Annotated in this window: 13 protein-coding genes; 7 read left to right on the top strand and 6 right to left on the bottom strand. The window is 72.2% G+C overall.

What is annotated here, in order from left to right:
* Positions 1–103 precede the first annotated feature (103 nt).
* Positions 104–796: a DUF305 domain-containing protein gene (locus ASD16_RS07670; RefSeq protein ID WP_369817933.1), complete on the bottom strand. Its 693-nt coding sequence runs from the start codon at positions 794–796 to the stop codon at positions 104–106.
* Positions 797–842: 46 nt separating this feature from the next.
* On the bottom strand, positions 843–2,924 hold the full coding sequence (locus ASD16_RS07675) for a copper-translocating P-type ATPase (protein WP_235523157.1): 2,082 nt from the start codon (positions 2,922–2,924) through the stop codon (positions 843–845).
* Between the two features lie 427 nt (positions 2,925–3,351).
* Between ASD16_RS07675 and ASD16_RS07680 the strand changes: the two genes are divergently transcribed.
* The 5 genes from ASD16_RS07680 to ASD16_RS07700 all read left to right on the top strand — a co-directional run bounded on the left by ASD16_RS07680 (position 3,352) and on the right by ASD16_RS07700 (position 7,883).
* The gene (locus ASD16_RS07680) at positions 3,352–4,077 is read left to right on the top strand and encodes a response regulator transcription factor (protein ID WP_055914960.1); all 726 of its coding nucleotides are present in this window, start codon (positions 3,352–3,354) and stop codon (positions 4,075–4,077) included.
* Complete coding sequence (locus ASD16_RS07685) at positions 4,074–5,192, top strand: cell wall metabolism sensor histidine kinase WalK (protein ID WP_055914963.1); 1,119 nt, start codon at positions 4,074–4,076, stop codon at positions 5,190–5,192. The genes ASD16_RS07680 and ASD16_RS07685 overlap by 4 nt, the downstream gene beginning before the upstream one ends.
* Before the next feature lie 160 nt (positions 5,193–5,352).
* Complete coding sequence (locus tag ASD16_RS07690; RefSeq protein WP_055914966.1) at positions 5,353–7,062, top strand: FAD-dependent oxidoreductase; 1,710 nt, start codon at positions 5,353–5,355, stop codon at positions 7,060–7,062.
* Between the two features lie 17 nt (positions 7,063–7,079).
* Complete coding sequence (locus ASD16_RS07695) at positions 7,080–7,442, top strand: rhodanese-like domain-containing protein (RefSeq protein WP_082570648.1); 363 nt, start codon at positions 7,080–7,082, stop codon at positions 7,440–7,442.
* Positions 7,443–7,610: 168 nt separating this feature from the next.
* Positions 7,611–7,883 (top strand): metal-sensitive transcriptional regulator, encoded by a 273-nt coding sequence (locus tag ASD16_RS07700; RefSeq protein WP_055914970.1) that lies wholly within the window; start codon positions 7,611–7,613, stop codon positions 7,881–7,883.
* A gap of 49 nt (positions 7,884–7,932) precedes the next feature.
* Here ASD16_RS07700 and arsA read toward each other — a convergent pair whose 3' ends face one another.
* From arsA to ASD16_RS07720, 4 genes are all read right to left on the bottom strand, one after another.
* On the bottom strand, positions 7,933–9,729 hold the full coding sequence (gene arsA / locus ASD16_RS07705) for an arsenical pump-driving ATPase (RefSeq protein ID WP_369817946.1): 1,797 nt from the start codon (positions 9,727–9,729) through the stop codon (positions 7,933–7,935).
* Entirely contained in the window at positions 9,726–10,106 is a 381-nt protein-coding gene (arsD, locus tag ASD16_RS07710) for an arsenite efflux transporter metallochaperone ArsD (protein ID WP_055914973.1), read from the bottom strand. Before arsD ends, arsA begins: the two co-directional genes overlap by 4 nt.
* A 136-nt stretch (positions 10,107–10,242) precedes the next feature.
* Complete coding sequence (locus ASD16_RS07715) at positions 10,243–11,865, bottom strand: FAD-dependent monooxygenase (protein ID WP_082570649.1); 1,623 nt, start codon at positions 11,863–11,865, stop codon at positions 10,243–10,245.
* Positions 11,866–11,931: 66 nt separating this feature from the next.
* Entirely contained in the window at positions 11,932–12,663 is a 732-nt protein-coding gene (locus tag ASD16_RS07720) for a ZIP family metal transporter (protein WP_055914976.1), read from the bottom strand.
* A gap of 288 nt (positions 12,664–12,951) precedes the next feature.
* Between ASD16_RS07720 and ASD16_RS07725 the strand changes: the two genes are divergently transcribed.
* Positions 12,952–13,809, top strand: coding sequence for an alpha/beta hydrolase (locus tag ASD16_RS07725; protein WP_055914978.1), 858 nt, complete (start codon positions 12,952–12,954; stop codon positions 13,807–13,809).
* 221 nt (positions 13,810–14,030) lie between these two features.
* Positions 14,031–16,175, top strand: a complete 2,145-nt coding sequence (locus tag ASD16_RS07730) for a DEAD/DEAH box helicase (protein ID WP_055914986.1) — start codon at positions 14,031–14,033, stop codon at positions 16,173–16,175.
* Positions 16,176–16,209 lie beyond the last annotated feature (34 nt).

The raw sequence follows: 16,209 nt of genomic DNA on the forward strand, positions 1-16,209 counted from the left end.
GTGCCGCGACCAGTCCCCAGAGCACGAGCATCGTCAGGGCCATGGTCACCCAGGCGCTCGCGCCCCATCCGCCGTGTCCCCACCACATCATGACGATCCACCCCTACAGGCCAGCGAGCAGGTTCTGCATCTCCGTGATCTCCGCCGTCTGGGCGTCGATGATCGTGCCCGCCAGGGCCAGGGCGTCGGGGTTCAGGCCCTCGGCCTTCTCCTGCTCGGACATCTCGATGGCGCCGCGGTGGTGCGCCACCATGCGCTCGAGGAAGGACCGGTCGAACTCGGTGCCGTCGAGGCCGTCGAGCTCGTCCATCACCTCGGACTGGCTCATGCCGTCCATGTCCATCCCGCCCATGTCCATGTGGTCCATGCCCATGTCGTGTGACGTCTCCTCGTTCCAGTCGTTGAGCCAACCGGTCATGAGGTCGATCTCAGGCCCTTGAGCGGCCTGGATGCGCTGTGCGAGGGCCTTGACCTCGGGGCTCGCGGCTCGGGCGATCGCGACGTCGGCCATCTCGATGGCGCCTTGGTGGTGGATGACCATCAGCTGCGCGAACTGGGTGTCGGCGTCGTTGTGGGTGGCCGCGGTGCTCTGCGTGCCTTGGTCCGAGCCAGGCGTCTGCCCTGCGTCGTTGCTGCTGGAGCACGCGGCCAGGGTGATCGCCAGGGCGACCGCGGCGGCGGAGGCAGTCAGGCGGCGACGCATCTCGTTCATCAGTCTGGTCTCCTTGCGGTCGGTGAGTGCACAGGCCCTGCCCACCTTGCGCCGTGACACCCGCATGGCCGGTCGCCGTCGCATCAAGGTTTGATGAAGGTGGCGCTCCGATCCCGGGAGGGCGCGGCGTTCACCGCCCTGCGCTCCCGCCGAGTGATTCCCTCGCGGTCGTGGGCGTGAGCTCGTGGGTTCGCTGACCTGCGGGGAGGGTCAGCCGCTTGAGCAGCAGGGCGTTGGCGGCGACGATCACCGAGGACCCGGACATCGTCAGGGCGGCGATCTCGGGGCTCAGCGACACGCCGAGCGACGGGTAGAGCACGCCTGCCGCGATCGGGAGTGCGAGCGCGTTGTAGCCGATCGCCCAGCCCAGGTTCTGCCGCATCTTGCGCAACGTGCCCTTTCCGATCCGCTGTGCGATCGCCACGTCGAGCGGGTCGGACCGCATCAGGACGACATCGGCGGTCTCGATGGCGACGTCCGTGCCGGCGCCGATCGCGATGCCGAGGTCGGCCGTGGCCAGGGCGGGGGCGTCGTTGACGCCGTCTCCCACCATGGCGACCGTGCGTCCATCGGCCTGCAGACGGGCGACCTGGTCGGCCTTGTCGCCCGGCAGCACCTCCGCCACGACGGTGTCGATGCCGAGCTGGCCGGCGATGCGGTGGGCGGTCGCCTCGTTGTCGCCGGTCAGCATGACGACCTCGAGACCGGCCTCGTGCAAGGAGGCGACGGCTGCGGTGGCGGTCTCGCGCACGGCGTCAGCCAGGGCGATGACGCCCGCCAGGCGACCGTCGACCGCGACGAGCACCGCGGTCCTGCCCGACTGCGCGAACTCGTCGCGGCGGGCGGACAGGTCCCCGAGCGCGACGCCCTCGGCGGCCATCAGCCGCTGGTTGCCGACCAGGACTCGGTGACCGTCCACCGTGGCGCCGGCACCGTGGCCAGGAACGTTGCGGAAGTCGAGGGCGACGAGCACGGCAGCGCCGAGCGTGGTGGCGTGCGCGACGACGGCACGCGCCAGCGGGTGCTCGGACTCGCGTTCCACGGCGGCCGCCAGCGCGAGGACCTCCAGCTCGGGCAGGTGATCGACGACCACATCCGTCACCTCCGGCTCGCCCCTGGTGAGGGTGCCGGTCTTGTCCATCACCACGGTGTCGATGCGTGCCGACGTCTCCAGCGCGGTGGCGTTCTTGAACAGGACGCCGCGGCGTGCGCCCAAGCCGGTGCCGACCATGATGGCGGTCGGTGTGGCCAGGCCCAGGGCGTCGGGGCAGGTGATCACGACCACGGTGATGGCGAACAGCATCGCGGTCGGCACGCTGGCCCCGGCCAGGGTCCAGGCGAGGAACGTGACGGTGCCCCCGACGAGAGCGACGAGAACGAGCCAGAACGCCGCATGGTCGGCGAGCCGCTGACCTGGCGCCTTGGAGTTCTGTGCCTCCTGGACCAGGGCGACGATCTGGGCCAGGGCGGTGTCCGAACCAACCTTGGCGGCCTGTACCCGCAGCGTCCCGGTGGTGTTGATCGACGCACCGATGACCTGCGACCCGGGAGCCTTCGGCACCGGCAGGCTCTCTCCGGTGACCATCGACTCGTCGACCTCGGACTCGCCCGCCTCGACGACCGCGTCGACGGGAACCTTCGCTCCGGGCCGCACCAGCAGCAGATCGCCGACGAGGACCTGACCCGTCGGGACGTCGACCTCGGCTCCGTCCCGCAGGACGACCGCCGTGTCGGGGGCGAGCTCGAGCAGTGTGCGGACGGCGTCGTTCGCGCCGCCCCGGGCCCGCATCTCGACCCAGTGGCCGAGCAGGACGAAGGTCGTCAGGACCGTGGCGGCCTCGTAGAAGACCTCACCGCCGCCGGTGAGGGTGATCCACAGGCTGTACAGCCACCCGGTGCCCACACCGACCGCGACCAGCACCATCATGTCCAGCGTCCGGGCCCGCAGCGCCCGGTACGCGCCGTCGAAGAAGATCCACGCCGAGTAGAAGATCACCGGCAGCGACAGCAGCAGGCTGAGCACGTCGTCGCGCAGGCCGAACGGGGTGCCGGCCGAGAATCCGAGCAGCTCGCGTCCGATCGGGGACCACAGGACGATCGGGACCGACAGGAGCAGCGCGACCAGGAAGCGGTTGCGCATGTCGCGGACCATGTCCGCCATCGAGCCGCCGCCGTGGTGACCTCCGTGCCCCATCGCGTCCTGCGCCGACATCGTTTCGGTCGCATCGTCGCCACCGTGGTGCGCGTGCACGGACCCGGCATCCTGGTTCGACGCCGCGAGGTCAGCGCTCGAAGCGGACATCCGGCTGCCGGCCGGATCGTCTATCGGCTCGCAGACGTGCTGCGGGACGGAGCGGCCTTCGCAGCTCTGGAGGCCCCCCACTTCCAGGACTGTCGTCTCGACCTTCATGACCCCGCTCCCACGTCTCGTCGGACAACCTGTTTCGCATACCCCATGGGGGTATCCGTTCGGTACAACGCGGGTGCCCATACGGAACTTCCCAGCCGGCGATGAAGCCTTGATGAAGCCGACGTGGTCGAGCGAAGCTGTCCTGCCGTCGCCGGGTTTGATGAGCGTTCGATGAAGCCATGACGCGAGCGGTCGGTGGTCCGCCACCTGAGGGTGCCGACCGGACACAATGGCCGACATGGCCCCGCAGCTGCCGTCACGCCGGCGTGCTCTCGTCATCGACGACGAGGAGGCGCTCGCCACCCTGATCGCCGACTACCTGGAACGCGACGGTTTCGAGGTCCACCTGGCCCACGACGGACTCGAAGGTCTCGAGGCGGCGCGGTCGATCGACCCCGACGTCGTGGTGCTGGACCTCGGACTTCCCGGGATCGATGGCGTGGAAGTGTGCCGGCAGCTGCGCTCGTTCTCCGACTGCTACGTGATCATGCTGACCGCCCGCAGCGAGGAGGTCGACACCTTGATCGGTCTGTCGGTCGGCGCCGACGACTACATGACCAAGCCGTTCAGCCCGCGCGAGCTGCTGGCGCGGATCTCCGCCCTGCTCCGCCGACCGCGGCGCACTGCTGACGGCTCAACGGCAGCGAGTGAGCCACTGCGCATCGGTTCGCTCTCGATCGACCTGCCGGGCCGAGAGGTCCTCCTCGACGGCTACCCGGTGCCGCTCACGCGGACGGAGTTCGACGTGCTCGCGGCGTTGGCCGCCAGCCCGCAGCTCGTCTTCAGCCGACGCGTCCTGATCGAGGCCGTGTGGGGCGACAACTGGGTAGGTGACCCGCACCTGGTGGACGTCCACGTGCTCCACGTGCGGCAGAAGCTCGGCGACACGGCCGACGCGCAGCGCTACGTCCGCACCATCCGGGGCGTCGGCTACCGCATCGGCACCGGCGGATGACGTCACCGGGATGGGGCCTGGCCGGCAGGCTCCTGGCGGCCATGACCGTGGTCGTCCTGGCCGGCGGGTTCACCGCGTGGATCGTCGCCGCGGCGGTGGGTCCTGTCGTCTTCCATCAGCACATGGGCGAGGTCGGCATGGGGGCCGGCCCGGCAGCCGTCATGCACGCCGAAGAGGCGTTCCAGTCGGCCAGCGCTCTGACGCTGACGATCGCCCTGGTCACGTCAGTGGCCGCGTCGCTCGCCGTGAGCGTGTTCCTGACCAGGCGCATCGCCTCGTCCCTCGGCACCCTGACCTCGGCCGCGACCCGTATCGCGGCCGGCCATCTCGACTCGCGCGTGGACCGCCCGTCGCTCGGCGTCGAGTTCGACCAGCTCGCCGACGCATTCAACGACATGGCTCGCCAGCTCGAGGAGAGCGAAGCCCTCAGACAGAGGCTGCTCGCGGACGTGGCGCACGAGGTCCGCACTCCGGTCGCGGTCATCGGCGCGTACCTGGAGGGACTGGAGGACGGGGTGACCACCCTGACACCGCAGACCGTGAGCGTGCTGCGAGACCAGGGCGCGCGACTGGCACGCCTCGCCACCGACCTCGCGGCGGTGACACGCGCGGAACAGGGCGCTCGCAGCCTGGTCCTCGCGCCGACGTCGCCGCACGCGCTCCTGTCCGCAGCGCTCGCCGCTGCCCGCAGCGGCTACGACTCCGCCGGTGTCGAGCTGGAGCTCGACGTGGACCCAGGACTGCCGACCGTCGCCGCCGACGCCGATCGGATGAGCCAGGTGCTGGGCAACCTGCTCGACAACGCCCGGCGACACACACCCCGCGGCGGATCGGTGCGCCTCAGCGCACACCTGACCGAGGCTGGTCTCGTCCGCTTGACGGTCGCCGACACCGGCGAAGGCATCGACCCTGATCAGCTCGGCCTCATCTTCGAGCGCTTCTACCGAGTCGACACGGCGCGGGACCGCACCAGTGGCGGTTCCGGAATCGGCCTGGCGATCGTCCGCGCGATCGTCCACGCCCACGGCGGCACCGTCACGGCCACCAGTGCCGGACGCGACCGCGGATCACGGTTCGACATCGACCTGATGCCCGCCCCCGGCCAGCCGGTCTGAACGTCGAGCTCCCCCGGGGCACCCGACGCCTGGTCCGCTGTTCGGGCGAGACTTCGTGCTTGCCCACGATGCGCCGATCACTCAGGTGACCGCCCTGCTCGACACCGCTGTGCGCGCCGCGGATGCTCGTCCGGGATACCCCCTGGGGTATATTGGATCCATGAACCACAGAGACCTTCGCCCGGACCGCGACCCTCGCAGGATCGTCATCGTCGGCGGTGTCGCCGGCGGCATGAGTGCGGCGGCTCGCGCGCGGCGCCTCGACGAGCGGGCCGAGATCGTCGTGCTGGAGCAGTCGGACTACGTCTCGTTCGCCAACTGCGGGCTGCCGTACCACCTGTCCGGGGAGATCGAGCGGCGTGACGACCTGCTCCTGCACACGCCGTCCTCGCTCGGTGCCGCGCTCGCGCTCGACGTGCGGACCGGCCACCGCGTGACCGCGATCGACCGGGCCGCACGGACGGTCTCCGTCACGGCCGGCGCCGACCGCTACGACCTCGCGTACGACGCCCTGCTGCTCTCCCCCGGTGCGGTCGCCGTCCGACCCCCGATCGACGGGCTGGACCACCCGGCCGTGCACGCGCTGCGGACCATCCCTGACCTCGACGCCGTCGACGACCACGTCCGTCGCCTCGTCGCCGAGCGGGCCGAGCGCCCGCGCGCAGTGGTCGTCGGCGCCGGGTTCATCGGCCTGGAGGCGGTCGAGGCCCTCGTCGCCCGCGGCCTCGAGGTCGACGTGGTCGAGCTGGCCGACCACGTCCTGCCACCCCTGGACGCCGAGCTGGCACCGCTGCTGGCCGACGAGCTGACGGCACACGACGTCGGCCTGTACCTCGGCGTCTCGGCACAGGCCCTCCACCCAGGTTCCGACTCCGCGCTGAGCGTCGTCCTGTCCGACGGCACGCAGCTGAGCGCCGACCTGGTGCTCGTCAACGTCGGGGTGCGCCCGGCGAGCGAACTGGCACGCGACGCCGGGCTCGAGCTCGGTCGCCACGGTGCCATCCGCGTCGACGAGGACCAGCGGACCTCCGACCCGCACATCTGGGCGGTCGGCGATGCCGTCGAAGTCGTCCACGCCGTCACCGGGGCGGTCGGCCCCGTGCCGCTCGCCGGCCCTGCCAACCGCCAGGGGCGGCGAGCCGCCGACTCGATGCTCGGACGGCGCACCACCCCGCAGGCAGCCGTCCTGGGCACAGCGATCGTTCGGCTGTTCGGGCTCACCGCGGCAGTCACCGGCGCGAGCCAGCTGACGCTCGCTCGCGCGGGTATCGCGCACGAGGCGGTCCGGATCCACCCCGGCCACCACGCCGGCTACTTCCCGGGCGCTGAACAGATCCACCTCGTGGCCTCGTTCGCCCCCGACGGGCGGCTCCTCGGCGCCCAGGCCGTCGGTCGCGACGGTGTCGACAAGCGCATCGACGTGCTGGCCACGGCTCTGCGCGCCGGGATGACGGCGGACGACCTCGCCGAGCTGGAGCTGGCCTACGCGCCGCCCTACGGCTCGGCCAAGGACCCCGTGAACATGCTGGGCTTCGTCGCGCAGAACGTCCTCGACGGCACCACGCCGCAGTGGCACGCGAGTGAGCTCGACGACGTCCTGGCCGACACCCTCGTGCTCGACGTCCGCTCGCCGGGCGAGTTCGACCGGGGACACCTCAAGGGCGCGCTGCACATCCCGCACACCGAGCTGCGCGGCCGTCTCGACGAGGTGCACGCCGCCGCGGCCGGTCGCCCGGTCAGCGTGCACTGCGCCTCCGGGGTCCGCTCGCACATCGCCACCCGCGTCCTGCTCGCCGCAGGCATCGACGCCCGCAACCTGTCCGGCGGGTGGCTGACCCTCACCGCCGTCCGCCCCGAACTCATCGCCTGACCCCCAAGGAGAAGCCCATGTCCCTCAGCAGCACCCTGCGCCGACTCTTCGGTGGCACAGACAGCGGCAACACCCTGCGGCCCACGATCGACGCCGTCCGAGCGCTCGAGCTCGTCCGCGACGGGGCAGCCCTGCTCGACGTGCGCGAACGGTCCGAGTGGAACACCGGTCACGCGCCCCAGGCCGTGCACGTCCCGCTCGGCGAGATCGAGAAGGCCCCCCGCCGCCTGACGCAGGGCACGCCTGTCGTGGTCATGTGCGCCTCGGGCATGCGCTCGCGCAGCGCCGCCAAGCACCTGCGCACGCTCGGCTTCGACGCCACGAGCCTGTCCGGCGGCATCGGCGCCTGGCAGTCCGCCGGCGGCGCCGTCCGCCGCTGACCCACCCCCGACGAAGGAGAACCCCATGTGCTCGCCCGTCCGTTGCTCCCGCTGTGGCAAGGTCACCTGGTCCGGCTGCGGCATGCACGTCGACGCCGTCATGGCCCAGGTACCCCGCACCCAGCAGTGCACCTGCCGCTGACCGCCCCGCAACCAGAGAGGTCCCCGATGGAGCTCGACAAGGACGAGATGTCCAAGGTGTCCAACCGGCTCAAGCGCGCCCAGGGCCAGCTCGCCGCCGTCGTGCGCATGCTCGACGAGGGTCGGGACTGCGAGGACATCGTCACGCAGCTCTCGGCCGTGTCCCGCGCACTCGACCGCGCAGGCTTCGCGATCATCGCCTCCGGCATGCGGCAGTGCCTCACCCAGCCCGAGCAGGACGGCGAACCCGCCTCCCTCGACGTGCAGAAGCTCGAGAAGCTGTTCCTCTCGCTCGCCTGAGGTCGGACCGGGGTCAGGCTCGCACCTGCTCGCGCCTGTCGGCGCGTTCTCAGACCGCGACCTCAGCAGGTGCGTCACGCATGCCGAGCGCACGGAGAGCACCGACACCGACAGGCTCGGATGCCAGGAGCGGGACGATGGCGCACCGTGCGGCGCCCTCGGCTCGGACGCGGGCGATCTCACCGAGCTCGGCGGCGGCGCGCCGCCGCAGCAGCGGATCGGTGGTCGACGCTGCCGCGACAGTGTTGTTGACCACCCAGGCCCAGGGGTGGATGCCCGCGCGGCGGAGGTCATCGGTGAGCTCCTCGGCCTCGAGGACGGGCGTGGCCTCGGGCAGGGTGACGATGAGGACCTTGGTGTAGCCGGGGTCCTGCAGGCGCATCATCGGGGTGGTGAACGTCGCAGCGGTCGTTCCCATCTGGCGCACGATGTCCCGGTGGTAGGACCCGGTGGCGTCGAGGAGCAGCAGGGTGTGGCCGGTCGGGGCGGTGTCGATCACGACGAATCGACGTCGGGCGTCGTTGACGACCTTCGAGAAGGCCTGGAACACAGCGATCTCCTCGGTGCACGGGGACCGTAGGTCCTCCTCGAGGCTGGCGCGTCCGGCGGGATCCAAGGAGGCGCCCCGGCGGGCCAGGACCGACTGGCGGTAGCGCTCGGTCTCGACGGCAGGGTCGATCCGTGAGACCTCGAGGTTCGGCACCGACCCTGCAAGGGTCTGCCCGAGGTGGGCCGCGGGGTCGGTGGTGGTCAGATGGACGGAGAGTCCACGGTCGGCGAGCGCGACGGCGATCGCGGCGGCGACAGTGGTCTTGCCGACGCCCCCCTTGCCCATCGTCATGATCAGGCCGTGCTCCTGGGTGGCGAGCTCGTCGATCAGCGCACCCAGCGAGTCGACTCCCGTCGGGACGGGCCCCCGCGGTTCGGGGACCTGGATGGCCGACGGGTCGTCCGGCGTGAAGAGCCGGCCGAGCGCGTCGAGGCCCACCATGTTCTCCCCCTTGAGGGTGAGCACGTCGCGGGGCAGGGCGGCGAGCTCGGGGGGCAGGGCCGCGAGGACCGCCTGCTCGCGCTCGTGGACGGCTGTGGCGAGCGCGTCCCCGGAGACGGGAAAGGGCATGACCGCGTTGACCACCAGGTGCTGGTGACGTAGCCCGAGGGCGGCAAGCTCGTCATGGGTGCGCTGGACCTCCGCGACCGCCGCCTGGTGAGCCCTGGTCACCAGGACGAGGCGGGTGCGGGCGGGGTCGGCGAGGGCGGCGACGGCCGCGGCGTAGACCGTGCGCTGCCGGTCGAGGCCGGCCAGGGGTCCGAGGCAGGAGGCGTCGCCCTTGCCCTCGTCGAGGAAGTCGGTCCAGGACGACGGCAGCTGCAGGAGCCGGATGGTGTGCCCGGTCGGCGCGGTGTCGAACACGACGTGATCGAACTCCGCAGCCGTGTCCTGGGTGAGCAGTGCAGTGAACTCGTTGAACGAGGCGATCTCGGTGGTGCACGCCCCGGCCAGCTGCTCCTCGATGAGCGCGACCTCGGCGGCGGGCAGGACGCCACGGACGGGGCCGACGATCCGCTCTCGGTAGGCGGCCGTGGCCTGCTCCGGGTTGATCTCCAGCGCCCAGAGTCCGATCACCGCGGGGACGCGTGTGATGGTGTTGCCGATGCTCAGCCCGAACACCTGGCCCACGTTGGACGCGGGGTCGGTGCTGACCAGCAGGACGGACCTGCCCGTGCGGGCGAGCGCGATCGCGGCGGCGCAGGCGATGGAGGTCTTGCCCACCCCGCCCTTGCCGGTCAGGAACAGGAACCTGGGGGCGCCGACCAGGAAGCGCGGCAGGGCCGGATCGGTCAGCACGACCCACCTCCGCCGCAGCACCCACCGGTGGACCCTGCCATCGGCAGCACGGCGCGGGCCGGCGTGGCCGCGCCGACCGTGGCCCAGCGCGCCAGCTCTGCACGGCTGGGATACCGGCCCGCCATGGCGACGGTCCCGTCGACCAGGACGAGCGGAAGGCCCTCTGATCCGGACACCTGCAGGAAGTCCAGCACGGCAGGGGTGCCGGCGAACTCCCCTGGCTCGCTGGCCAGGTTGAACCGCGTCACCGCGACACCCTGGTCCCGCAGCCAGTCGAGGTCGGCGGAGAACGTCACCAGCTCCTGCGGGACGTCCGGGCCGCACACCCCGGTGCTGCAGCACAGTGCCGGCTCGAAGACTGCGATGGTGCTCATCCGCCACGACCTCCCGCTATCGCATCGACAACCGTCGATATCGACAAGTGTCGATGCCTCGTGGACGCGAGGACAGGGACCAACGTCCTGTCCGGCGCACGGAAGGCCGGGCGGCCCGGTGGATGTCCTCGTCCCGTCAGTCCAGCGGCATCACGTGCTCGGTCAACCAGGCCTCGGCTCCTGCGAGGTTCGCGCCGCCGCGGTGGGCGATGTAGCCGTCGGGACGCACGAGGACGTGCACAACACCTCCGTCGGCGCCGAAGAGACGACGGGCCGTCCCGTCGACGTCGTGGACGACTCCTGCCCGCGCGTCGTCGGACAGCCGATGGACCGCGACGCCCGACCGGCTTGCCCGCGCCATGACCGTCTCGTCCGTCCATGCGCCTCGAGGGCCGAGCAGCAGGAGGTGGAACCCGGGCGATCCGAGGACGTGGTGCAGGGAGGTCGGTCGACCGTCGACCGTCACTCGAGCATCTGGGACCCGATCGCCCGCGCGCGGCCCGTGGCGTGGAGCCTCCGGGGCGTCGACCGACAGTGCGCTGTCGCGGTAGCGGATGTCGAGCTCGGTGACGAGGCGGACCCCTCGCGACCGGGCGACGGCGAGACGGAGCGCGAGCGGGACAAGAATCGGCGCCACCCTCCCCCGGGCGAACCGGAGGGGCGCGCTGGTCGAGGTCGCGATGCGGAAGGCCCGATCCGTGAAGCGCAGGACCTCGCGCCCGACCGGCGCCCGCTCGCCCTCGTAGGAGTCGAGCAGCACGCCGGACGCGGACCCGCGGGACGCCGCTGCCAGCTTCCACGCCAGGTTCGCGGCGTCCTGGATCCCGGTGTTCATCCCTTGCGCCCCGGCCGGGCTGTGGACGTGCGCCGCGTCGCCGGCCACGAACACCCGACCCGCCCGGTAGTGCTCCGCGCGGCGGTGGTGGATCCGGAACCTCGTCGTCCACGCGGGGCTGTGCAGCCAGACGTCGCCCCCGGCGTACGTGTCGCAGAGGATCTGCACGTCCGCCAGGGTCGGCGCCTCGTCGAGCAGGCCCGTCTCGTCCGGCCGTCGCATGGCGAGCATCCGCCAGGTCGTCGGACGTCCGAGCGGGAAGAAGAACAGCAAGCCCTGAGGCGTGACGAACGCGTGCGCGGAGCCCGGCGCGATCCCGTCCGCCTCGACGTCGGCCAGGACGAACGTCTGCGGATAGGCCGAGCCCCCGAAGCGGATACCGGCGAGCTGTCGCACCGAGCTGCGTTGCCCGTCGCACCCGACGACGAACCGAGCTCGACACCGTGACGATGCGCCGTCGGGTCCGGCGAGCTCGCAGGTGACCCCGTCGGCGTCCTGCCGCAGGTCGACGAGCTCGACCCGACGCTCGACCGGCACCCCTCGGGTGGCGAGGTGGGCGCCGAGGACCTCCTCGGTGACCGCCTGGGAGAGGAACAACAGGTACGGGTACGCGGTGTCGTCGAGCCCCAGCTCGAACAGGTTCGCCGCGACGGTGCGTCGCGGGAAGTGCATCACCACACGGACGCCGCGGTTGCCGCGTGCGACGAGCTCGGCGGTCACGCCGAGTCCCGCGAGGAGCTCGAGCGTGCGCGGCTGGATGGCCAGGGCTCGTGACTCGTGCACCCGGTCGGGAAGCCGGTCGACCAGACGGACCGATGCCCCCTCGGCGGTGAGGAAGGCAGCCAGCGCAAGTCCCGTCGGGCCGGCGCCCACCACGAGCACGTCGACCGAGGGCCCTGCGCTCGGCGCCGCCCGTTCGTCCACGCCTCCACGGTAGGCACGCCGTCACTCCCTGTCGCTACCCGCTGGGCCTACCGCAGAGCGACGTCGCTAGTCGAGCAGGTGGATCGCGAACGCGACCGCGAAGCCGAGCGTCGTCGCGATGCCGACCAGCTTGCCGCCCTCGTCGAACGCCTCGGGCATCATCGTGTTCGCCAGCATCGTGAGGATCGCGCCTGCCGCGAAGGTCAGGACGAACGCGAGCACCCCCGGGGACGCGTTCTGGAAGAGGCCGTAGCCGGCCGCAGAGGCAGCACCCGACACCAGCGCGATCGCCACCCACATCCACAGGATCCGGCCGCGTCTCCACCCGGCCGTCGCCAGGCCGGTCGTCGAGCCGATCGCCTCGGGCAGGTTGGAGATGAACACGGCCACGAGGTAGGCGGCACCGACCTCGCCCCCCTGGAAGATCGTCAGGCCGATGACCATCGACTCGGGGATGCCGTCGAGGACCGTCCCGAGGACGATCGCCAGGGCCGACCCGCTCTGCTGCCCACCGCTCACGTCCTTGCGGTCGCCGCCGCCGAACCGGCCGATGAGCAGGTCGCCGCCGAAGAAGACCAGGCAGCCCGCGAACAGACCACCGATCAGTGCGCCGTTCCCCGTCGAGGTGGCGGCCGCGACCTCCACCAGGTCGAACGCGACCGCGCTGATCAGGACCCCGGCGCCGAACGCCATGATCAGCCCGATGGTCCGCACCCGGATACGCAGGAACAGCGCCACGAGGGCGCCCACGACGAGCGAGCTGGCCGCGAGCAACCCCCAGCCGAACGCACCGAGCACGGGCTGCCTCCTCCCGGTGCACCGGGCACGGCGGCCGGGTGCGCACGTCCCGACGGTACGGGGTGCGCCGAGCTTCTCGCCCGCCAACAGCTCGCGAGACCCCGTCGTTGCGACCTCCTCGCGGCGCCTGACGCGTCGCCGTCGAGAGGATCGTTGCTTCCGGGACGAAGGCGGGTCCACGGATCCGGGACACCACTGCCCTGACGGGCGCAGGTCCGGCGGGGCGAAGGCTCCCGAGGCGATCGGGCATCGCTGGGAGCCGCGTCCCGCGGGTGCGACGATCGGACCATGGCCCAGCAGGTGCGCGGTCGTCGGGTGCTGCCGGTGGGGGCGATCGCGGTCCTCGTCGGGGTCCTGGTCGTCGTCGGCCTGGTCCTCGGGTTCCAGCGCTCGCTCGTGTTCGTGCCGGACCGGAGCGTCCCACCCCGGGTGTCGGAGGCGTTGCCGGGCGCGCAGGAGGTCTCCCTGCGCACCTCCGACGGCCTGCGGCTCACGGCCTGGTACCTGCCCGCGCCGGCGGGCTGCACCGCGACCGTGCTGGTCGCGCCGGGCAACGGCGGCCATCGCGGTACCCGCGTCCCGCTCGCCGCGGCACTGGCCGACGCCGGGTTCGGGGTCCTGCTCCTGGAGTACCGCGGCTACGGAGGCAACCCGGGGACGCCGTCGGAGGCCGGCCTCCTGCGCGACGCGCGCGCCGCGCGGACGTACCTGCTCGACGTCGGTGTCCCGGCGGCATCCCTGGTCTACCTCGGGGAGAGCCTCGGCGCGGCCGTGGCGGCCGGGCTGGCCGTCGAGCACCCGCCCGCAGCGCTCGTGCTCCGCTCGCCCTTCACGACGCTCGCCGAGGCAGCACGCGCGGCGTACCATGTGCCCGTCGGCCCGCTGCTCCTCGACCGGTTCGACGTCCGTGCCGCGGTGCGGCGGACGACCGTCCCGGTCGCCGTCGTCCTCGGTGCCGACGACGCGACCGTGCCGCCACGCCTGAGCCGGGAGGTCGCCGAGGTGGCCCGGACGGCGTCCCGGTCCGTCACCGAGGTCGTGGTCCCCCGGGCAGGTCACAACGACGCGGCACTGGCCTCCGGGTCGGCTCTGGTGGATGCTGTGGTGGACGTCGCAACCGCCGGCGCCGCCCCGCCGTGTCGGTGACGACCTGACAACGATCTCCCGTGTCGCCCGCGATGATGCACCGAGACGCCCCGCGGCGTGTCACCATCGGCGCGAGCACGGACGGCGCACGCGGGGACGCCGGGCGGTGACGCGGCGCCCGGTCCGGGTCGCCTGCAACCGGGCACGAGGACGACGCCCGACCGGCCGTGGCACGGCGCGCTGCGCCGTGGTCGCGGTGCGGACGGCGCGAAGGAGGAGATGTGGCACGAGCACGCCAACGCCGGTCCGGTGGCGCGCGCCCCGATCCAGGCGCCCAGCGGCGCCAGCCTGCGCGTCCCGCCGAGCAGGGGATCATCCCGGTGCTCGCCGAGGTCGCCGGGCAGGTCGACCGCGCGGTGCAGCGACCGCCGATGCGTCCGGCCGACCGGACGAAGTTCCAGGTCGTGGCACTGCTCGTGCGCGAGGAGCGCGCCCGGGTGATGGCCGACGGAGCCCTGGGCGAGTCGGGACGCGCCAAGCAGCTCAAGCGGCTCGACGGGGTGGCGACGCAGCTCGCCCGGACCGCAGCCCGCGACACGTCACTGCTCCAGCTGCTCGCCGAGGACGCCCGGGTCACGGACGCGGCGCGCGCCTACAAGGCGACCCTCATGCGCGCGGGCGGGCTGGAGCCCCCCGAGGAGCCGGCGCCCGTCGAGAAGCCGGCACCGGCGCTCACCGCCGCGAAGGTGGTGCCGAGGTCGGTCATCTCGCGTCAGCTGGCGAACCCGTTCCTGGCCCCGGACTTCGAGGCCGCGGCCCAGCGGACCGCCACGCAGGCCCGCCGGCTGGCCGGCTGGGAGCTCCTCGACCCGCTCTTCAACTCCTTCGAGCGCGCGGCCACCGGTGCGCCGGCCTGCATGACGCTGCCCGAGCCCCGCCCCGTGCCCACTCCCGCCGGCCGCGAGCTGATGCCGCACCAGGCCCAGGTGGTCACCGCGACGGCCCGAGGTCACCGCACGTTCCTGCTCGCCGACGAGCCAGGGCTGGGCAAGACCGCCCAGGCGCTGCTCGCCGCCCAGGCGGCCGACGCCTACCCGCTGCTGGTCGTGGTGCCGAACGTGGTCAAGACGAACTGGGCGCACGAGGTGGGGCTGTGGACGCCGTTCCGCCGGCCCACGGTGGTCCACGGCGACGGCGACCGGATGGACGGGTTCGCGGACGTCGTGATCGTGAACTACGAACTCCTGGACCGGCACGTCGGCTGGCTCGGCGACCTCGGTTTCCGCGGCATGGTCGTCGACGAGGCGCACTTCATCAAGAACAAGTCCTCGCAGCGCTCGCAGCACGTCCTGGCGCTCTCCGAGCGGATCCGCGCGCGCGTCGCCCGGCCGCTGCTGATGGCGCTGACCGGCACCCCGCTGATCAACGACATCGAGGACTTCCGGGCCATCTGGCAGTTCCTCGGCTGGATCGACGACGCGAAGCCGCTCGGACCGCTCATGGCGGCGCTCGAGGACTCCGGTCTCACCCCGGCCGACCAGGGGTTCTACACGGCAGCGCGGTCCGCCGTCATCGACATGGGCATCGTGCGTCGTCGCAAGGTCGACGTGGTCGCGGACATCCCCGCGCGCCGGGTGGCGGACCTGCCGGTCGAGCTCGACGGCGCGGCAGGCCGCTCGATCCGCGCCGCCGAGGCCGCGCTCGCAGCCCAGATGGTCGCCCGCTACCGGTCGGCCGTGGACGTGCGGTCCGGCGGCGCGGGCGAGGACGAGATCGACGACGAGCTCGTGCGCAGGGTCGCGGCGGCGGAGCTGAAGGACGCGAGCTCGAAGGCCGGCGGTGAGAACGTCTTCACGATGGTCCGCCGGATCGGCCAGGCCAAGGCCGGGCTGGCCGCCGACTACGCGGCGCAGCTCGCCCGCAACGTCGGCAAGGTCGTGTTCTTCGCCAAGCACGTCGACGTGATGGACCAGGCCGAGCAGACCTTCGCGGACCGCGGCATCCGGTACGCCTCGATCCGCGGCGACCAGACGACGAGGACGCGCAACAAGAACGTCGCCGCCTTCGTCGACGACCCGGATGTGCAGATCGTCGTGTGCTCCCTGACGGCCGCCGGCGTGGGGCTGAACCTCCAGGTCGCGTCCAACCTGGTGCTGGCCGAGCTGTCCTGGACCCACGCGGAGCAGACCCAGGCCATCGACCGGATCCACCGGATCGGCCAGGACGAGCCGGTCACCGCGTGGCGGATCATCGCCGCGCAGACCATCGACGCCCGGATCGCCGAGCTGATCGACAGCAAGTCGGGGCTCGCGGCCCGGGCGCTGGACGGTGCGGGGGACGAGGACCTCACCTCGTCGACCGACGTCCAGCTCGACGCCCTGGTCGGGGTGCTGAGGGACGCGCTCGCCGCAGAGGGCATGCGCTGATCCGGACCGTCGGAAACGGCTGGCGCGCCGGCCG

Origin of the sequence: Cellulomonas sp. Root485 (assembly GCF_001426705.1) — a bacterium.
GTDB lineage: Bacteria > Actinomycetota > Actinomycetes > Actinomycetales > Cellulomonadaceae > Cellulomonas.